The sequence below is a fragment of the Actinomadura sp. NTSP31 genome, from assembly GCF_041951385.1.
GTDB lineage: Bacteria > Actinomycetota > Actinomycetes > Streptosporangiales > Streptosporangiaceae > Spirillospora > Spirillospora napierensis.
On record NZ_JBGNUT010000027.1, the window covers coordinates 85,600 to 103,808 of the forward strand.

Sequence of the window (18,209 nt, forward strand, 5' to 3'; positions counted from 1 at the left end):
GAGGTCCGGCTCGTCTGGTTTCACCCGTCTGGCGTACTCCCGTCGATGCTTTGCCATCTGCCCTTCATCGACCCGTCTTCCACCCCTCTCACACCCGTACCGCGCAGGTGACACGGCCGCCCGGCCCCCGATCGGCGGCCCTCCTCTCCTGGTACTCCGGTGCTCGGTTTCGCGGGCGTTCCGCGGCTGCGGAGCGCCCGCGCGGACCCCGATGGGCGTCCCTCCTCATCGGTGACGTCGCTGGGTGGCCGCATGGACGGCGCGCCGGTGTGGAGGGCCCGCGCGGCGAGGGCTGCGAACGCGCAGGCGAGCGGCAGTTCCAGGCCGGCCGCCATCGCGAGGGCGAGGGAGCGTTCCGCACCGGGCGCCGAGGTCAGGACGTCGAACCAGGCGTCCATGGCCAGCAGGGCGCCGGTGGCGGCGGCGGTCAGGCCGTGCCGCGGGTCGCGCCGCGCGAGCAGCACGCCGGTGCTGAGCATCCCGGTGGCGATCATCGCGTCCAGCCCGATCCAGGCCATCGGCCAGTTCGACACGCGGGCGGTGGACGGCAGGGTCCGGGCGAGCACGATCATCCACGGCACCATCATGGCCGCGCCGCCGACGAGGCCCAGAGCGATGCGCCGCTCCCACCGGCGCCCCGACGCCCGGCCACCCCGTGCCAGGCCGCCCCGTGCCAGGCCGCCCAGTGTCAGGCGGCCCAGTGTCAGGCGGCCCAGTGTCAGGCGGCCCAGTGTCAGGCGGCCCAGTGTGAGGCGGCCTGGGGTCAGGCGGCCTGAGGTCAGGCGGGCCGAGGCCGGGCGGGCCGAGGCCGGGCGGGCCGGCGCGGCGGGGGAGGTGTTCTGCCGGGAGCGGGGGCGGCGGGCGGGGACGGAGGTGAAGGGGGCGGTGTTGGCGACCATGAGCGCACTCCCTGATGATCCGGCACGGCTTGCCGGGGGCGAGATCAACACTGGCCGCGGAACGGCTCACGATCAGTAGCGCGCCTTTCCGAATGGGGGTGGCACCAGGTTCACCCCCGGACCGGAAGTTCACTCCATGGCGGTGCCGGAACTGGGGCAATACGGTTGCGTCCATGGCATCCATCTCTCCGGCCCGGCGTGCCTTCGCGCACGCTCCGTGGTCGCCGGCGGCGTGGCGCGACACCACGTTCGTCGCCTCGGGGGTGCCGCTGCAGTTCGCCGGCTGGGCCGTGCTGGGCGTGGTCTGGCCCTTCTGGGCGCCGGTGAACGTGACGCCGGTCATGCTCGTGCTGGCGGGATCGTGCGTCGTGGCGCTGCTGGTGCTGCGCCCGCTGACGCGCTGGCAGCGGGAACGGTGCTGGGCGATGCTGGGGCTGCGCATCCCGCCCATGCCCGGCTTCGACGAGGGCCGTGCATGGGAGGTGCTGCGCCGGCTGCGCTCGCCGGAGGTGTGGCGGGTGCTGCGGTACCACCTGGTCGTCGGGCCGCTCCTGGCGCTCGGCGGGCTGGCCACCATCGCCGCCTGGGCGGGCGGGGTGATCCTCGCGTTCAGCCACGCGTACGCCTGGACGCTGCCCGCCGCGAGCGCCCTGAGCGTGACCGACAAGGCCGGCACGATCCGGGTCAGCCTCCTCACGGTCGCCGGCGTCCTGCTGCTGATCGCGGCGCCGTGGATCGCGGCCGGGGTCCGGAGCCTGGACGCGCGCGCGGCCGTCGCGATGCTCGGGCCGGACCGCGCCGCCGAGCTGGAGCGGCGGGTCGAGGACCTGGCCGAGAAGCGCGCCAGCGTCGTCGACGCCGCCGACCTCGAACGCCGCCGCATCGAGCGCGACCTGCACGACGGCGCGCAGCAGCGGCTGGTCTCGCTCGCGCTGAACCTCGGGCTGGCCCGCGAGACCCTCACCGGCGTGCCGGACGAGGCCATGCGGGTGATCGTCGAGGCGCACGAGGAGGCGAAGGAGGCGCTGACCGAGCTGCGCGACCTCATCCGCGGGCTGCACCCGGCGGTGCTGGAGGACCGGGGTCTGGACGCCGCGCTGTCCGGCATCACGGCGCGGGTGCCGCTGGAGGTCCGGCTGCGGGTCGAGGTGGAGCCGCGGGCCTCCTCCACCGTCGAGGCGGTGGCGTACTTCGTGGTGTCCGAGGCGCTCACCAACGTCGTCAAGCACGCCAGGGCGAAAGCGGTGGAGGTCACCGCGCTGCGCCGCGGCGACCGGCTGCTCCTCACCGTCGCCGACGACGGCGTGGGCGGCGCGGACTTCTCCACCGGCAGCGGGCTGCCCGGGCTCGCGCGCCGGGTCCGGTCGGTGGACGGTACGTTCCGGATCATCAGCCCCGCCGGGGGCCCGACGACCGTCACCGTGGAGTTGCCGTGCGCATTGTGATCGCCGAGGACTCGGTCCTGCTGCGGGCCGGGCTGATCAAGCTGCTGGAGACCTCCGGGTTCGAGGTGGCGGCGGCGGTCGGGGAGGCGGAGGGCCTGCTGGCGGCGGTGCGCGAGCACCGCCCGGACGCCGCGATCATCGACGTGCGGATGCCGCCGGGCTTCACCGACGAGGGCGTCCGGGCCGCGCTGGTGATGCGGCGGGAGGCGCCCGACGTCGCGGTGCTGCTGCTCTCGCAGTACGTCGAGGAGCGGTACGCGGCGGACCTGCTGTCGACCAGCACCAGCGGCGTCGGGTACCTGCTCAAGGACCGGGTCGCGGACGTGTCGGTGTTCCTGGACGCGCTGCGCCGGGTGGCCGCCGGCGGCACCGCGCTGGACCCCGAGGTCGTCTCGCAGCTGCTCCTGCGCCGTCACCGCGACCCCCTCGACCGGCTGACGCCGCGCGAGAAGGAGGTCCTGGCGCTGATGGCGGAGGGCCGTTCGAACGCGGGGATCGCAGCCGCCCTCGTGGTGAGCGAGAGCGCCGTCGCCAAGCACATCAACAGCATCTTCGCCAAGCTCGACCTCCCGCACGCCGAGGGCGACCACCGCCGCGTGCTCGCCGTGCTCCGGTTCCTGGACGGAGAGACATGACCTCCACAGAGGCCCGCGGCGCCACCGGGCCGCGGGCCGCCGCGGACCGCCCGCGGCGGCGCGGTGTCTGGATCTTCCTCGCGGCCGCGACCGCGGTCGTGGTGGTGGCGCCCGTCGGCCTGGTGGCGTGGGGGCGGGAGATGCGGCGGACCGCGGAGTACGCCACCCCCTACCACCAGGCGATCAGGGAGCTGCGGCTCGACGCCGGAAGCTCCGAGGTGTCGGTCGGGACCGGCCCGGACGGCCAGGCGCGGGTCTACGAGCGGCTGCGCTGGGTGCTGCGCAAGCCGGTCGTGACGGAGTCGGTCAAGGACGGCGTGCTGTCGATCGTCTCCAGGTGCCCCCGGTCGGCGGGGCTCTACAACGGCTGGGAGTGCGGCGCCGACATCGACGTCCGGGTGCCGGCCGGCGTGCGGGTCGCGGCCGAGTCGCGCTCGGGGGAGATCACCGTGCGCGGGATCGCCGGCGACCTGGACCTGCGGACCGGGTCGGGCGAGATCCAGGTGGCCGACGCGCGGGGCGCGCTGCGGGCGCGGGCCGGGTCGGGCACGATCCGCGGCACCGGGCTGGCCTCGCCGGAGGCTCGGGTGGACGTGGGCGCGGGCGAGATCGACCTGCGCTACGCCGAGCCGCCGCGGCTGGTGGACGTGACGGCCGGCGCCGGCTCCCTGAAGATCATCGTGCCGGCGGGCTCCCAGTACCGGGTCCAGGGCTGGACCGGCTCGGGTGACACGCATCTCAACCGGGCCCTCGTCGACGACCGGTCCGGCCGGCTGATCTCGGTTCGCAGCGGCTCGGGGACGTCCTACGTCGACTACCGCGACGACTGACCGGCACCGGCGGGGCCGGGCAGGTGGCGCTGACCGGCCGATTCTCGCCATCGAAGCGATTTGCGTCATTTGTCGTTGGTTGGTTGACTGATGACATGAGCCTCGTACGCCCGTGCCGTGAGCACGGCCCGCTGACCCCGCGGGCCCTGCGGTGTACGTGCTGCCGGCGAATGTGTGACCGCTGAGGGCCCCCGCCTGAGCCTCGCGCCCCGAAGCGAGCGAACTCCGAGACCCGAGTCGCGCATGAACTTCCAACGCCACCTGCTGAGCCACGCCCCGTACCCCCCTGGTCGGACCTGACCGGCCCGCGCCCGATCGAGCGCGCGGCCGCCGCCGGCGGGCCCCGGCCGTCCGGCCGGACCCGTCGAGGCCATCGTCGGGCGGCCGTCCGGGACGCGGAAGTGGAATCGCGTTCTGTGGATAACCGCCGCCGCGGCCCGGCTCCCGCACGTCCGGCCCCCGCACGTCCGGCCCCCGCACGTCCGGGCGTCGCCGCTCCCTGATCGGGCGCGCCTTCAGGGGCGGACCCGTCCACCACCCGCACCGCCGCCGGCCCCGGCGGCGCCCGTCCGCACGGATGATTCTCTGTGATCCAGATCGAAAAACTTCGGAAGGTGCACCGCGCCCGCGGGCGCGAGGTGACCGCCGTCGACGGCGTCGACCTGACCGTCCGCGAGGGCGAGGTCTTCGGCGTGCTCGGCCCGAGCGGCGCAGGCAAGAGCACCCTGCTGCGCTGCGTCAACCTGCTGGAACGCCCGGACGAGGGCCGGATCGTGATCGACGGGCGCGACCTGCTCGCCCTGCGCGGCGCCGAGCTGCGCCGCGCCCGCCAGGGCATCGGCATGATCCACCAGCACTTCGGCCTGCTCGGCAGCCGCACGGTGGCCGGCAACGTCGCGTTCCCGCTGGAGGTCATGGGCGTCCCGCGGGCCGAACGCGCCGAGCGCGTCGCCGAACTGCTGGACCTGGTCGGCCTCACCGGGCACGCCAAGGCCTACCCGGCGCAGATCTCCGGCGGCCAGAAGCAGCGCGTCGGCATCGCCCGGGCGCTCGCCGGGCGCCCCAAGGTGCTCCTCTCGGACGAGGCGACCTCCGCGCTCGACCCGGAGACCACCGCGTCGATCCTGGAGCTGCTGCGCGACCTGAACCGCCGCCTCGGCCTGACCGTCCTGCTGATCACCCACGAGATGGACGTGGTCAAGCGGATCTGCGACTCGGCCGCGGTGATGCGCGAGGGCCGGTTCACCGAGTCGGGGCCGGTGACCGAGCTGCTCGCGCGCCCCGGATCGGAGCTGGCGCGCGGGCTCTTCCCGCTGCCGGCCGCCGAGCCGCGCGAGGGCACGACCCTCGTCGAGGTCACCTTCGTGGGCGGGGCGACCGACCGGCCGTTCGTGTCGGCGCTGGCCCGCAGGTACTCGCTCGACGTCAACATCCTCGGCGGCGCCGTGGAGACGGTCGGCGGCGAGCGGGTCGGGCGCCTCCAGCTCGAACTGCCGGGCGACCCGTCCGCGAACGCGGCGCAGCTGGCGTTCCTGCGCGAGTCCGGCCTGGCCGTCGAGGTCAGGACGCGCGCGTCCGCCACGGCGCGGCCGCCGGCCACCGGCGGCGCGCCGCCCGCCGCCCGCCCGATCCCCGCGCCCGCCGAGGAGGACGCCCGATGAGCTGGGACGAGGTCGTGCCGCTGCTGTGGCCCGCCACCCGCGAGACGCTCTACATGACCGGAGTGGCCACGCTCTTCACCGCCGTGCTCGGACTGCTGTTCGGCGTGCTGCTGGTGGTCACCGAGCGCGGCGGGCTGCTGCCCGCGCCGCCGGTCAACAAGGTCCTCGGCGTGGTGGTCAACATCGGCCGGTCGCTGCCGTTCCTGATCCTGATGGTGGCGATCATCCCCTTCACCCGGATCGTGGTGGGCACCAGCATCGGCAACGCCGCCGCGATCGTCCCGCTGACGGTCGGCGCCATCCCGTTCTACGCGCGGCTCGTCGAGATCGCGCTGCGCGAGGTGGACCCGGGAGTGATCGCCGCGGCGGACGCGATGGGCGCGACCCGCCGGGAGATCGTCGGCAAGGTGCTGATGCGCGAGGCCCGGCCCGGCCTGGTCTCCGGACTGACCGTCACCGTGATCGCGCTGATCGGCTACACCGCGATGGCCGGCACGGTCGGCGGCGGCGGGCTCGGCAACCTCGCCGTCACCTACGGCTACGAGCGCTTCGAGACGAAGGTCATGGTCGCGACCGTGCTGCTGCTCGTCGTCCTCGTCCTGATCATCCAGGCGGTGGGGGACCTCGTCGCCCGCCGCCTGTCCCACAAGTGACACCGCTCTCACCGCACAGAAAGGCACTCCTCGTGCTCCGCAAGATCACCATCGCGCTCGCCTCCCTCGGCCTGGTCGCGGGCCTGGCGGCCTGCGGCTCCTCGGACGCGTCCGACGATCCGGACGCCCCGCTGAAGGTCGCCGTCAACCCCGTCCCGCACGGAGACATCCTGAAGTACGTCAAGGACAATCTGGCGGCCAAGGCCGGGCTGAAGCTGGACATCGTGACCTTCGACGACTACCAGCAGCCCAACACCGCGCTGAAGGAGAAGCAGGTCACGGCCAACTACTTCCAGCACGTGCCCTTCATGGAGGAGTACGAGAAGAAGTCCGGGACCAAGCTGACGTTCGTCGCGCCCGTCCACCTGGAGCCGCTCGGCGTGTACTCCAGCAAGGTGAAGAGCCTGCAGGCGATCCCGCAGAACGCGACCGTGGCGGTGCCGAACGACCCCGCGAACGAGGGGCGCTCGCTGAAGCTGCTCGCCGACAACGGGCTGCTGACGCTGAAGCCGGGGGCGCCCACGAGCGCCACGGAGAGGGACATCGCGAGCAACCCCAAGCACCTGAAGTTCAAGCCGCTGAAGGCCGCGCAGCTGCCGCGCTCGCTCGACGACGTGGACGCGGCGGTCATCAACGGCAACTACGCGCTCGAGGCGAACCTGTCGCCTGCCAAGGACGCGCTGGCCGCCGAGAAGCCGGAGGGCAACCCCTATGCCAACGGCGTCGTCACGCTGCCGGAGAACGCGAACGACGCGCGCGTGAAGAAGCTCGTCCAGTTGCTGCGCGGGCCCGAGGTGCGCAAGTACGTGCAGGACAAGTACAAGGGCTCGGTGCTGGTGGCGTCCTAGCCGCTCCGGAGCGCTCCTGAGCGGCTCCTCGGCGCCCGGGGCGCGGTGGTGCGCCGAAAGCGCCGCGGTTTGTCCGTCGGTCCTGATAGGACATGGTGCCGACGAGCTTCCGAAAGGGTCCCATGGGCGTTTATCAGCATCTGGACGAGTTCGCCGGTCTGCCGGTGGCCACCTTCGACTGCGAGACGGGAGTGGACGAGCACGGCGACGCCATGGCCGGCGGGGAGGAGGCCGACGATGACCTCCCGCCCGCCGGCGATGCCGCCTGGTACGTCGGGACGATGTTCGACGAGGAGCCCTTCGCCGACACGTTCGCGCGGTTCCTGGAGACCGTCGACACCACCGAGGTGACGGCCCTGATAGTCGGCTACTGGGGCGCGTCCTACGACGAGAACCACGCCGACCCGGTGGCGCTGCTGACGGAGAACGCCGGGGCCTTCCCGAACCTGAAGGCGCTCTTCCTCGGTGACATCACCGCCGAGGAGTCGGAGATCTCCTGGATCGAGCACGGCGACATCTCGCCGCTGTTCACCGCCTTTCCGGGCCTGGAGGGCTTCGAGATCCGCGGCGCGCAGGGCCTCGTGCTGTCCCCGATCGAGAGCACCAGCCTGCGCGCGCTGCGCTTCGAGTCGGGCGGGCTGCCCGCACGGATCGTCCAGGCCGTGGGCGCGAGCGACCTGCCGAACCTGGAGCACCTCGACCTGTGGCTGGGCGAGGACGGCTACGGCGGCGACGCGACCGTCGCGGACCTGGCCCCGTTCCTGTCCGGCGAGCGGCTGCCCGCGCTGCGCCATCTCGGCCTGGAGGACAGCCAGATCCAGGACGAGATCGCCGCGGCGGTCGCGGGCGCGCCCGTCGTGGCGCGGCTCGCGTCGCTGAGCCTGGCGATGGGCATCCTCACCGACCGGGGCGCGGAGGCGCTGCTGTCCGGACAGCCCCTCACCCACCTGCTCAGGCTGGACCTGCACCACCACTTCCTGTCCGACGCCATGGTGGAACGGGTGAAGGCCGCGCTCCCCGGCGTCGAGGTCGATCTGAGCGAGCAGGAGAAGCCGCAAGGCGACTGGCACTACATCGCGGTGTCGGAATGAGCTCTCGCGGCGCGGTGGTCGGATGAGGTTCGTCGTGGTCGGGACGCCGGGCGACCGGCGTCCCGACCTGTTCGCGCGAGCGTGCCGGTCGTGCGGCCTGCCCGAACCCCGGCTCATCGCTTGGACGGACGTACTGCGCGGCGCGAACATCGTCCTCAACCCCGGTGACGTGCTCCGCGTCGACTCCCCGGGAGAGGACCCTGCGGCGGACGCGCTCCTGCGCGGGCCCGGTGACCCGTCGCGTGTGGGCGGCGGTGGACGCTGGTACGCGACGTTCACTGCGAGCCTGGAGCGTATCCAGGACGCCGCCGCGCGCGCGGGCGCCCGCCTCCTCGGCGACGTCGAGGAGATCGCGGTCATGTTCGACAAGCGGCGATCGCACGCACGGATGGCGGCCCAGGGCGTGCCCGTTCCGCACGCGCTCCCGCCAGTGGGTTCCTACGCGGAACTGCGCGCGCACATGGCCGAGCTGGGGGAGCGGAGGGTCTTCCTCAAGCCGGCGCACGGTTCGTCGGCGTCGGGCGTCGTCGCGTTGCAGACCGCGCCGGGCGGCCGCGTCCGGGCCGTCACGTCGGCCGCCTTGAGCGAGGGCGGCCTGTTCAACTCGTTGCGGGTCCGCGCCTACGAGACGGAGCGGGAGGTCGCGGTGCTCGTCGACTCTCTCGCGCCCGACGGGCTGCATGTGGAGCGGTGGCTGCCCAAGGCGTCGCTCGGCGGCCGGGTGTTCGACCTGCGGGTCGTCGTCATCGGCGGCACTCCCACGCACGTGGTCGCCCGGACGAGCCGCAGTCCCATGACCAACCTGCACCTCGGTGGCACGAGAGGCGACATCGCAGCGGTCCGGCGCGCGCTCGGGCCGGATGGCTGGCGCCGGGCGCTCGACGTGTGCGCGCGGGCGGCGGCCTGTTTCCCACGGAGCCCGATGGTGGGCGTCGACCTGCTCGTCCTCCATGGGATGAAGCGGTTCGCCGTCTGCGAGGTCAACGCGTTCGGCGATCTGCTCCCCGGGCTCACCGGCCTGGTCGGCGGCCCGGCGGAGGGACTGGACACCTACGCCGCCCAGATCGGAGCCGCGCTGCCGGAGACCGTCGCCGTATGCACGACATGAACGAGGTCATCGGCAGCCATGACCTGCTGCTGGTGACGCTCGATACGCTGCGGTACGACGTGGCCGCCGAACTGGCCGCCGCCGGCGAGACGCCCATCCTGGCCTCGCTCCTCCCTGGGGGCCGTTGGGAACGCCGCCACACGCCAGGCAGTTTCACCTATGCCGCGCACTCGGCGATGCTGGCCGGTTTCCTTCCCACGCCCGCGTCCCCCGGCCCGCACCCGCGACCGTTCGCGGGGACATTTCCGGGCAGCGAGACGACCGCGGCCGGGACCTGGACGTTCGACGCCGCAGACCTGCCCACCGGGCTCGCGTCCGCCGGCTACCACACGGTGTGCGTCGGCGGCGTCGGCTTCTTCAACAAGCTCACCCCGCTCGGGTCCGTACTCCCATCGCTGTTCGCCGAGAGCCATTGGGAGCCCGGATTCGGCGTGGCCGACCCTGCGTCATTGCCCAACCAACTCGACCGGATAGCCGACGTCATGGCGCGGCTGCCCGCCGAGCGCCGTCTGTTCCTGCTCCTGAACGTCGCGTCCCTGCATCAGCCCAACTGGTTCTACCTGGACGGCGCTACGCGCGCGCACGGGGACACGCGTGCCAGCCACGCCGCCGCACTACGCCATGTCGATGCTCACATAGGGCGCTTGTTCGAGTTGATGCGCCGTCCTTGCTTCGTCATCGTCTGTTCCGACCACGGGACGGCGTACGGAGAGGACGGCCACACCGGTCACCGCATCGGCCATGAGGTCGTGTGGACGGTTCCGTACGGGGAGTTCGTTCTTTCGTGACCACCACCGCCCCCTACCAGGCGTACGTCTACGCCTATCCGCACAAGACCGCGTACCGTCCGCTGGAACCCGAACCCTCCTTGCGGGAAGTGTGGGCGGCAGAACCATCGGACTCGCTGTTCCTCTACATGCACGTGCCGTTCTGCGAGATGAGGTGCGGCTTCTGCAACCTCTTCACCCGGACGGGCGCGCCCGAAGAACTGACCGGTGCGTATCTCGACGCCCTCGACCGCCAGGCGACCGCGGTACTGGACGCGCTGGGCGGCGGCGCATCGCTAGCCACCGCCGCGTTCGGCGGCGGAACCCCCACCTACTTCACCGCGCCGGAGTTGGAACGGCTCTGCGACATCGCCGAAAGGTTCCCCGGCTTCGGCGCGGTCCCGCTGGGAGTGGAGACGTCCCCGGCCACCGCGACCACGGACCGGCTGACCGTGCTCGCGGAACGCGGCACCACCCGCGTCTCCATCGGCGTGCAGAGCTTCATCGACGAGGAGGCGCGCGCCGCGGTGCGCCCCCAGAAGCGCGCCGAAGTGGAGGCGGCCCTCGACCGGATCAGGGCCGTGGGCTTCCGGGCGCTCAACATCGACCTCATCTACGGCATCGACGGGCAGACGCCCGCCACATGGCTGCATTCCCTGAACGCCGCGTTGAAATGGCGTCCGGAGGAGATCTACCTCTACCCGCTCTATGTCCGCCCGCTCACCGGCCTGGGACGTCGCGCGCAGGAGTGGGACGACGAGCGCCTCACCCTGTACCGGATCGGCCGGGACCATCTCCTCGGCGAAGGCTATGAGCAGGTCTCGATGCGCATGTTCCGGTTGCCGGACCATGGGTCGGGCGGTACGGAGTACTGCTGCCAGACCGACGGAATGGTCGGCCTGGGCTGCGGAGCGCGCTCGTACACGGCCGGCCTGCACTACTCGTTCGAGTACGCGGTCGAGCAGCGGCATGTCCGGTCCATCATCGACGGCTACGTGCGCGAGGACGACTTCAGCACCGCGCGGGTCGGATTCGGACTGGACGCGGAGGAACAGCGCCGACGCCATTTCCTCCAGTCGCTCCTTCAAGCGAGCGGGCTCGATCGGGGCTCCTACAAGGCGCGTTTCGGGACCGACCCCTGCGCCGACTTCTCCGCCGACCTGAGAACGCTCGACGACCGCGGCTGGCTGGAAACGACCGACGTGACCATCCGGCTGACCCCCGAGGGCCTCGCCCACTCCGATGCCGTCGGCCCGGCGCTGTTCTCCCGTCAGGTGAAGGAAATGATGGCCTCCTACAAGGCGCGCTGATGGAACACCTCACGATCCTCTACAGAGGGCCGCTCGCCAGCTGTGACTACGACTGTCCCTACTGCCCCTTCGCCAAACGGCGCGACACACCCGAGCAACTGCGCGCCGACCGGGCCGCCCTTGAGCGCTTCACCGAGTGGGTCGCCGACCAGGACCACCGCGTGTCGATCCTGTTCACGCCCTGGGGCGAAGGGCTCATCAGGTCCTGGTACCGGCGGGCGCTCACCGAACTGAGCCATTTCCCGCACGTCGAGCGCGTCGCGATCCAGACCAACCTCAGCCACCGGGTCTCGTGGACGTCCGGGGCGGACCCGTCCAAGCTCGCGCTGTGGGCGACGTACCACCCCGGCCAGGTTCCCTATGAGCGCTTCTTGGGAAAGTGCCGCGAACTCACCGAACGAGGCATCCGCCACAGCGTCGGGATCGTCGGCGAGCCCGAGCACCTGGAGGCGGCACGCCGCCTCCGCGCCGAACTGCCCGCCGGCACCTATCTGTGGGTCAACGCCGCCGAGGGACGCGCCTACAGCGAGGAGGAGGCCGCCTGCTGGACGGCGCTGGACCCGTTGTTCCCGGTCAGCCGCCGTCCGCACGCGAGCCGCGGTCTCGCCTGCCGCACCGGTGACACCGTCGTGTCGGTCGACGGAGAGGGCACGGTGCGCCGCTGCCACTTCGTCCCGTCCGTTATGGGCAACCTCTATGACGGTTCGTTCCGCGATGCCCTCGCCCCGCGACCTTGCCCGCAGGACACGTGCGACTGCCATATCGGCTATGTCCACCTGGAGCCGCTCGGCCTCTACGACACGTTCGCCGGGGGTGTCCTCGAACGCGTCCCCGCGCTGCTCGGCCAGATGTAGCCGGAGGGTGACCCACCCCTGCGACCTGCCCCGACCATGCCGGACGACCGGTGCGGCGGGCGTCCCGTACCACCTTGCAATTCTCCGCCGGGCCCGCCACGCTGTGGGTGGTCCGCGATGGTCACTACACGGAGCCGAATGACTGCGAACGGTGAACGAATCAGGCGGTGGCCGAACCGCGCCGATGGTGCGGACGGAGGGATCGGATCCCGTGCACGCCCGCCCCTGAGGGCGCATGCTGGCGGTAGCAGGCGACCGTTAGGCGATGCCGTGGACTTTCTCGAACGCCCTCACTTCGTCCTCGCGCTGAGACCGGTGGACACATCGGTGCGTGCGGCGCGCGACATCGTCCGCGCCGCGCTGGAGGGATGGGACCGCCCGGACACCACGGGCGACGTCGAGCTCATCACGAGCGAACTGGTCACCAACGCGATCCGTCATGCCAGCGCCGTCACTCTCGTGCTGTACCTGCCCGACGACAAGACGGCCATGGTGGAGGTATGGGACGACAATCCCGAGGGGCCGGCCGAGCCCCCGCACGACATGCAGGCCGAAAGCGGCCGCGGGCTCTTCCTCGTCGGTGCGCTGGCCCGTGCCTGGGGATGGCGGGCCACCGACGAGGGGAAGGTCACCTGGGCGCAGGCCATCACTCCCTGAACCGGGCGGGCGCCTCTTGGTGACTGGGGAAGTGCTACCAAGAGGCCCCCGCCACGAGCACGGACGGCGCGCATCTCCCGGGAGCCGCCGTCCAGGGGCTCACGTCTGCTTCCGCGGGTGATAGTCGGCTTCGTCGACGCCGAACGTCCACGCCACGCCCGCGCGCGCGGTGCGCGTGGACGGCGGGACACGCAGGTAGTAGGTGCGGTGCGTGCCGTCCGGTTCCGGCGTGGAGTTGACCACCTCGACCATGACGACGGGCTCGTCACCGGGGAGGTCGATGGACCACAGCACACCGGTCTCGTCCTGGTGCAGGGGCCGGGCGCCCGTCTCCGCCAGATAGCGGTCATAGCCGAATATCTCCAGCATGACCCGGCGCAGCTCAGCGTTCTCCTCCGAGGAGATGCGGTCCGCCGTGAGGCCGGTGAGCGAGGCCACGAAATCGGGCGGGATCGGCATGCCGCGCCACGCGTGCAGGGAGAACCCGTCGGGATAGGCCAGCGCCGGGCCGTCACCGCGGTGCAGCCGTCCCGGTTCGTCCCGGTGCAGTTCGCACGGACGCTCGGACATGACGACCAGCCGCTCGTAGGGCCACCACCAGCCGGTCGAACGCGCCGCTTCCGCCAGGCCCGCCAGGGGCCCCTCCAGCCGGCCCAGCGACTCGAACAACGCCAGCCACGGCGCGTCGTGCTGGCCGAGGACGGCGTCGAGCGTCGCGGCCCGCAGGAGCGCCTCCGCCGCGTTCTCCTCCGGTGTCGGTTGCGCGTCGCCGGCCCTGGCGGACCCGGCCCGCGCCTGCTCTCCGACGGCCCCGCGCACCCGCGTGACCAGCGACTGGATCGGGTTCCAGAGAAGGCCGCCGGTCTCGCTCCAGGTCCGCGGCCACTGCTCCGGCCCCTGTTCGGAGCAGGCCGCGGTACGTTCGGCCTCCCATGGGCCGGTCCGCACGTCGGCCAGGACGCTCGCCCCTGCGGGTGCCCCATCGAGGTCGGTGTCGGCCTGCTCGACCAGACCGTCGAGCTCGGCCTTCCGCAACACCCCGGAATGCCCGCCGAGCACGGCGGCGACGACGGCCCCGCGCGCGGGCGAGGGCACCCACAAGAACCGTTCGGGGACGGCCAGGCCGGCGGCCGCGTAGGCGGCCGCCACTGCCATCTCGGCCCGCATGCGGTCGGCGGGATCGGTGCGGAACGCGGCCGACTGCCAGTCGCCGACCACGAAGTGCGCTTCACGCCGCATCTCGGTGAACACGTCCGCCGCCCCTCAGTCCGCCACGACCCGGACGGAGCCCGGCACGTACTCGCGCTGGCGGATCACCCTGTACCAGCCCTTGGGCAGGGTGATCGCCGCGTGCTCCTCGTGCACGAGCCGTCCCCCGGACGGCAGGTGAAGGTGGTCGGGCGCGAGCGGGTCGGGGACCCGCAGCAGTGAACCCGGCGCGGACAGCGCGTGCGCGTGCCCGGTCGCCTCGCCCAGCGCGAGCACCATGCGCCCACGTCCGTCCCTCGGGGAGGGCGGAAGGTCCCGGACGGACCGCGGGACCTCCTCCTCGGGCACGGGCAGGATCAGGACGTCTCCCTGTCGGTACATGCCGCGAACGTAGCGGCCGCCACCGACAGTTCCGGCGGGCCAGGGGCGCCAGTCCCAGAGGCGACCCGAGGGGGCGGGGTCAGAAGCCCCGGGTACGGCGCGCCGCAGGCCGTGCCCAGCGTCCGCCCGCCGTGAGCCCGACGCGCTGGAACGCGCGCACGAGCTCGCCACCGAGGTTCACGCCGGCGCCCAGCGCGAGGGCCACGGACAGCGCACCGATGAGGCTCAGCACTCCCGACTGCGGGGAGCCGGTGTTCAGCTCGACCATCCCGCGGTAGAGCGCCGTCCCCGGCAGCAGCGGACCGATGGCCGGCACCACGTACGGCATCACCGGGGCCCCGTGGCGGCGCGCCAGCCAGTTCGCCAGCACGCCGACGACGATCGCCGCCACCGCCGAGGCCAGCACGGGCGGAACGTTCCATCCTCTGAGCAGCACGTAGAGCGTCCAGATCAGCGCGCCGCCGAGGGCGGAGGCCAGGAGCACGTCCCGCGGCGCCGCGAGCGACACGGCGAACGTCACCGAGACCGCGGCGGCCGCCATCAGGGGGACGGGTCTCAGCGTCGCCGGCGCGGTGGGCAGGTGGCTCACGTCGATCGGCACGTTGACGTTCACCGCGATGTACACGACGGCGCCGAGGCCCGCGACGATGGCGGCGATCATGAAGAAGACCTCCAGCCCGCGCGCGGCCGCGCTGACGAGGTCGCCGGTGATGCCGTCCTGGATGCTCGCCACCAGCGGCCGCCCCGGCAGCAGCGCGAGGATCGCGCCCGTGACGATGGTCGAGGCGTGCTCCGGGTTGCCCATCGCGACCACGATGGCGGCGCCCGCCGCGCCGAGCGCGGCGGCCACCGTCAGCTGGAAGAACTCGGCGATGCCGCGGCGGGCGAGGGCCGCGGCGGTGCGGTCGCCCAGCAGGGTGGCGGCGAACGCCGTCCCCGCGACCAGGGGCCCGCCGCCGGAAAGGACACTGGCCGAGGCGGCGATGAGCCCCAGCGAGACGACGATGAGCCACGGCGGGTACGGGCCGCGCCCCCTCTTCATCAGCGCCAGCCGTCTATGGGCCTCGTCCAGTTCCAGCATCCCGATGGACGCCTCCTGGACGAGGGCGTGCAACCTGGTGAGGCGCCAGTAGGCCGGCGTGCGGCGCCGGATGGCACGGGCCCCCGTCATCGGCGGCGCGCCCTTGCCGGGATGGGCCGAGACAAGGATGCTGGTCAGCGTCACCTGGACCTCGCACCGGGGGAGTTCGTAGGCGACCGCCAGGCCCAGCATCGCCTCGTTCACGCGCTCGGTGGTCTCGCCGCTGGCCAGCAGGAGCTCGCCGACGCGCAGGACCAGGTCGACCGCGCGGGGGTCGACGACTTCGCTCGGCTCGTCCTCGGGGGGTTCCGGCGGCGACCCGTCCATCAGGACGTGCCATGTCCGCCGCAAGCGTTCCGCCGCGCCCATCCCCCGCAGGTGTCCTTCCGCCGTGAAACCGATCTTCCCGGCAGGCTACCCGCGGCCGATCCCTTGATCACCGGCGGGACCCGTGCGGATATCCACAGAACGTGATTCTGGTGCGACCGTCCGAGCTGCGCTGATACCAAGGAGCCATGAGCACTCCCGACGGACTCCGCGACGACGCCGAGCGCTGCCTGCGCGCCCTCGCCGGCGAGCACGCCCGCCTCCGCGACGACCAGTGGACGGCCATCCGCGCCCTCGTCGTCGACCGGCGCCGCGCCCTGGTCGTGCAGCGCACCGGGTGGGGCAAGTCCGCGGTCTACTTCGTGGCGACGCGGCTGCTGCGCGAGCGCGGCGCCGGCCCGACCGTGATCGTCTCACCGCTGCTGGCGCTGATGCGCAACCAGATCGAGGCCGCCGACCGGGCCGGCATCCACGCCCGCACGATCAACTCCGCCAACACCGACGACTGGCGGCGGATCTTCGCCGAGGTGGAGGCCGGCGAGGTCGACGTCCTGCTGGTCAGCCCCGAACGGCTCAACAACCCCGACTTCCGCGACCTGGTGCTGCCGCAGCTCGCCGCGGGGGCGGGCCTCGTCGTCGTCGACGAGGCGCACTGCATCTCCGACTGGGGCCACGACTTCCGTCCCGACTACCGGCGCCTGCGCACCCTGCTGGCCGAACTCCCGTCCGGCGTCCCCGTCCTCGCCACGACCGCCACCGCCAACGCCCGCGTCACCCAGGACGTCGCCGAGCAGCTCGCCGGCGACGACGCCCTCGTCCTGCGCGGCCCGCTCGAACGCGATTCGCTCCACCTCTCGGTCGTCAGCGTGCCCACCGCCGAGCAGCGCATCGCCTGGCTCGGCGAGCACCTGGCGTCCCTGCCGGGATCGGGCATCATCTACACCCTCACCGTCGCCGCCGCCCACGAGATCACCGGATACCTCCGCGACCGCGGCCACGAGGTGGCCGTCTACACCGGCCAGACCGACCCCGCCGAGCGCCTCCAGGCCGAACAGGACCTCCAGGCCAACAGGCTGAAGGCGCTCGTGGCCACCAGCGCCCTCGGGATGGGCTTCGACAAGCCCGACCTCGGCTTCATCGTGCACGTCGGCGCGCCGCAGTCGCCGGTCGCCTACTACCAGCAGATCGGGCGCGCCGGCCGCGGCGTCGACCGCGCCGAGGTGATCCTGCTGCCCGGCCGGGAGGACCGCGAGATCTGGGCCTACTTCGCCAGTCTCGCGTTCCCGCCGGAGCAGGTGGTCCGCGCCACCCTCGACGTGCTGGACGCCGCCGACCGCCCGCTGTCGACCGGCGCCCTCGAACCCCAGGTCGACCTGAGCCGCAACCGCCTGGAGATGATGCTGAAGGTCCTCGACGTCGACGGCGCCGTCCACCGGGTGAAGGGCGGCTGGACGTCGACCGGCCGCCCCTGGTCCTACGACCGCGAACGCTACGAGCGCGTCACGTCCGAACGCCGCCGCGAGCAGCAGGCCATGCTCGACTACATCGCGACGACGTCCTGCCGCGAGGAGTTCCTCCGCGCCCAGCTGGACGACCCCGCCGCGGCGCCCTGCGGCCGCTGCGACAACTGCACCGGCGAGCACCGGCCCGCCGAGGTCACCTCCGAGGGCGCCGCCCAGGCCCGCGACCGCCTGCACCGTCCCGGCGTCGACGTCGCGCCCCGCCGCATGTGGCCCACCGGCGTCAAGGACGACCTCGGCGTCTCCGGCCGCATCAAGCCGGACCTGCAGGCCGGCACCGGACGCGCCCTCGGCCGGCTCACCGACATCGGCTGGGGCAACCGGCTCCGCGACCTGTTCGCCGCCGGCGACACCGACATCCCCGCCGACATGGTCGACGCCGTGGTGAAGGTCCTCGCCGCCTGGGACTGGCCCGCCCGCCCCACCGGCGTCATCACGATCGGGTCGCGCTCCCGTCCCCGCCTCGTGAGCACCTTCGGCCACCGCATCGCCGAGATCGGCCGCCTTCCCTACCTGGGCGAGCTGGTCCCGATGGGCGAGCCCGTCCCGCGCCGGCACAACAGCGCCCAGCGCCTCCGCTCGGTGTGGAACTCGCTGACGATCCCCGACCCCGTCGCCATCGCCGCGAAGGAGGCCCCAGGCCCCCTGCTCCTCGTCGACGACCGCATAGAGACCGGCTGGACCATGACCGTGGCCACCCGCCTGCTGAAAGAGGCGGGAGCCCAGACGATCCTGCCCCTCGTCCTCGCCACCCCCAACTGACCACCCACCCCCGGCCCACGCCGGGCTCCCGCCCACGCCGGGCGCCGACCCACGCCGGGCTCCGGCCTGCGTGTTCGCGATGGCGGAGATCTTCGCGTCGGGGCCTCGGGCGCCGGGCAGCGGGATGCTGGCCGTCTTGGGGCCCGGCCTTGTCTTGGCGTCGGTGGGGTT

At 72.7% G+C, this 18,209-nt stretch carries 17 protein-coding genes; 13 read left to right on the forward strand and 4 right to left on the reverse strand.

Features of this window, described 5'->3' with window-relative positions:
- Nucleotides 1-20: 20 nt before the first annotated feature.
- Nucleotides 21-899 carry a hypothetical protein gene (locus tag ACA514_RS35400; protein ID WP_375045632.1) on the reverse strand — a complete coding sequence of 293 codons (879 nt, stop codon included), beginning with the start codon at nucleotides 897-899 and terminating at the stop codon, nucleotides 21-23.
- A 173-nt stretch (nucleotides 900-1,072) separates the two neighbouring features.
- Here ACA514_RS35400 and ACA514_RS35405 point away from each other — a divergent pair, with 173 nt between their 5' ends.
- The 12 genes from ACA514_RS35405 (at nucleotide 1,073) to ACA514_RS35460 (ending at nucleotide 12,758) form a co-directional block, all read left to right on the forward strand.
- Nucleotides 1,073-2,344 carry a sensor histidine kinase gene (locus tag ACA514_RS35405; RefSeq protein ID WP_375045633.1) on the forward strand — a complete coding sequence of 424 codons (1,272 nt, stop codon included), beginning with the start codon at nucleotides 1,073-1,075 and terminating at the stop codon, nucleotides 2,342-2,344.
- The gene (locus ACA514_RS35410) at nucleotides 2,332-2,979 is read left to right on the forward strand and encodes a response regulator (protein ID WP_375045634.1); all 648 of its coding nucleotides are present in this window, start codon (nucleotides 2,332-2,334) and stop codon (nucleotides 2,977-2,979) included. The genes ACA514_RS35405 and ACA514_RS35410 overlap by 13 nt, the downstream gene beginning before the upstream one ends.
- Nucleotides 2,976-3,809 carry a DUF4097 family beta strand repeat-containing protein gene (locus tag ACA514_RS35415; RefSeq protein WP_375045635.1) on the forward strand — a complete coding sequence of 278 codons (834 nt, stop codon included), beginning with the start codon at nucleotides 2,976-2,978 and terminating at the stop codon, nucleotides 3,807-3,809. Before ACA514_RS35410 ends, ACA514_RS35415 begins: the two co-directional genes overlap by 4 nt.
- A gap of 587 nt (nucleotides 3,810-4,396) precedes the next feature.
- Nucleotides 4,397-5,470, forward strand: coding sequence for a methionine ABC transporter ATP-binding protein (locus ACA514_RS35420; RefSeq protein WP_375045636.1), 1,074 nt, complete (start codon nucleotides 4,397-4,399; stop codon nucleotides 5,468-5,470).
- Nucleotides 5,467-6,123, forward strand: coding sequence for a methionine ABC transporter permease (locus ACA514_RS35425; RefSeq protein ID WP_375045637.1), 657 nt, complete (start codon nucleotides 5,467-5,469; stop codon nucleotides 6,121-6,123). Before ACA514_RS35420 ends, ACA514_RS35425 begins: the two co-directional genes overlap by 4 nt.
- A 32-nt stretch (nucleotides 6,124-6,155) precedes the next feature.
- A complete protein-coding gene (locus ACA514_RS35430; RefSeq protein ID WP_375045638.1) occupies nucleotides 6,156-6,971 on the forward strand; it encodes a MetQ/NlpA family ABC transporter substrate-binding protein in 816 nt (271 codons plus the stop codon).
- A 122-nt stretch (nucleotides 6,972-7,093) separates the two neighbouring features.
- The gene (locus tag ACA514_RS35435; protein WP_375045639.1) at nucleotides 7,094-8,062 is read left to right on the forward strand and encodes an STM4015 family protein; all 969 of its coding nucleotides are present in this window, start codon (nucleotides 7,094-7,096) and stop codon (nucleotides 8,060-8,062) included.
- 22 nt (nucleotides 8,063-8,084) lie between these two features.
- A complete protein-coding gene (locus tag ACA514_RS35440; RefSeq protein WP_375045640.1) occupies nucleotides 8,085-9,170 on the forward strand; it encodes an STM4014 family protein in 1,086 nt (361 codons plus the stop codon).
- Nucleotides 9,158-9,958: an STM4013/SEN3800 family hydrolase gene (locus ACA514_RS35445; protein ID WP_375045641.1), complete on the forward strand. Its 801-nt coding sequence runs from the start codon at nucleotides 9,158-9,160 to the stop codon at nucleotides 9,956-9,958. Before ACA514_RS35440 ends, ACA514_RS35445 begins: the two co-directional genes overlap by 13 nt.
- Nucleotides 9,955-11,247 (forward strand): STM4012 family radical SAM protein, encoded by a 1,293-nt coding sequence (locus tag ACA514_RS35450; RefSeq protein ID WP_375045642.1) that lies wholly within the window; start codon nucleotides 9,955-9,957, stop codon nucleotides 11,245-11,247. The genes ACA514_RS35445 and ACA514_RS35450 overlap by 4 nt, the downstream gene beginning before the upstream one ends.
- Nucleotides 11,247-12,101: an STM4011 family radical SAM protein gene (locus tag ACA514_RS35455; protein WP_375045643.1), complete on the forward strand. Its 855-nt coding sequence runs from the start codon at nucleotides 11,247-11,249 to the stop codon at nucleotides 12,099-12,101. The genes ACA514_RS35450 and ACA514_RS35455 overlap by 1 nt, the downstream gene beginning before the upstream one ends.
- A gap of 270 nt (nucleotides 12,102-12,371) precedes the next feature.
- Nucleotides 12,372-12,758: an ATP-binding protein gene (locus ACA514_RS35460; protein ID WP_375045644.1), complete on the forward strand. Its 387-nt coding sequence runs from the start codon at nucleotides 12,372-12,374 to the stop codon at nucleotides 12,756-12,758.
- 99 nt (nucleotides 12,759-12,857) lie between these two features.
- Here ACA514_RS35460 and ACA514_RS35465 read toward each other — a convergent pair whose 3' ends face one another.
- The 3 genes from ACA514_RS35465 to ACA514_RS35475 form a co-directional block, all read right to left on the reverse strand.
- Nucleotides 12,858-14,009: a DUF6745 domain-containing protein gene (locus ACA514_RS35465; RefSeq protein WP_375045645.1), complete on the reverse strand. Its 1,152-nt coding sequence runs from the start codon at nucleotides 14,007-14,009 to the stop codon at nucleotides 12,858-12,860.
- A 12-nt stretch (nucleotides 14,010-14,021) separates the two neighbouring features.
- Nucleotides 14,022-14,348, reverse strand: a complete 327-nt coding sequence (locus tag ACA514_RS35470) for a hypothetical protein (RefSeq protein WP_375045646.1) — start codon at nucleotides 14,346-14,348, stop codon at nucleotides 14,022-14,024.
- 79 nt (nucleotides 14,349-14,427) lie between these two features.
- Nucleotides 14,428-15,798 (reverse strand): threonine/serine exporter ThrE family protein, encoded by a 1,371-nt coding sequence (locus tag ACA514_RS35475; RefSeq protein WP_375045647.1) that lies wholly within the window; start codon nucleotides 15,796-15,798, stop codon nucleotides 14,428-14,430.
- A 146-nt stretch (nucleotides 15,799-15,944) separates the two neighbouring features.
- Here ACA514_RS35475 and ACA514_RS35480 point away from each other — a divergent pair, with 146 nt between their 5' ends.
- Nucleotides 15,945-18,038, forward strand: coding sequence for a RecQ family ATP-dependent DNA helicase (locus ACA514_RS35480; protein ID WP_375045648.1), 2,094 nt, complete (start codon nucleotides 15,945-15,947; stop codon nucleotides 18,036-18,038).
- Nucleotides 18,039-18,209: the final 171 nt, after the last annotated feature.

What these genes read in the sequence shown, in the direction of transcription:
- ACA514_RS35400 (WP_375045632.1), bottom strand. Translation starts at nt 899, where the DNA reads ATGGTCGCCAACACCGCCCCCTTCACCTCCGTCCCCGCCCGCCGCCCC.
- ACA514_RS35405 (WP_375045633.1), top strand. Translation starts at nt 1,073, where the DNA reads ATGGCATCCATCTCTCCGGCCCGGCGTGCCTTCGCGCACGCTCCGTGG.
- ACA514_RS35415 (WP_375045635.1), top strand. Translation starts at nt 2,976, where the DNA reads ATGACCTCCACAGAGGCCCGCGGCGCCACCGGGCCGCGGGCCGCCGCG.
- ACA514_RS35425 (WP_375045637.1), top strand. Translation starts at nt 5,467, where the DNA reads ATGAGCTGGGACGAGGTCGTGCCGCTGCTGTGGCCCGCCACCCGCGAG.
- ACA514_RS35435 (WP_375045639.1), top strand. Translation starts at nt 7,094, where the DNA reads ATGGGCGTTTATCAGCATCTGGACGAGTTCGCCGGTCTGCCGGTGGCC.
- ACA514_RS35440 (WP_375045640.1), top strand. Translation starts at nt 8,085, where the DNA reads ATGAGGTTCGTCGTGGTCGGGACGCCGGGCGACCGGCGTCCCGACCTG.
- ACA514_RS35445 (WP_375045641.1), top strand. Translation starts at nt 9,158, where the DNA reads ATGCACGACATGAACGAGGTCATCGGCAGCCATGACCTGCTGCTGGTG.
- ACA514_RS35455 (WP_375045643.1), top strand. Translation starts at nt 11,247, where the DNA reads ATGGAACACCTCACGATCCTCTACAGAGGGCCGCTCGCCAGCTGTGAC.
- ACA514_RS35470 (WP_375045646.1), bottom strand. Translation starts at nt 14,348, where the DNA reads ATGTACCGACAGGGAGACGTCCTGATCCTGCCCGTGCCCGAGGAGGAG.
- ACA514_RS35475 (WP_375045647.1), bottom strand. Translation starts at nt 15,798, where the DNA reads ATGGGCGCGGCGGAACGCTTGCGGCGGACATGGCACGTCCTGATGGAC.
- ACA514_RS35480 (WP_375045648.1), top strand. Translation starts at nt 15,945, where the DNA reads ATGAGCACTCCCGACGGACTCCGCGACGACGCCGAGCGCTGCCTGCGC.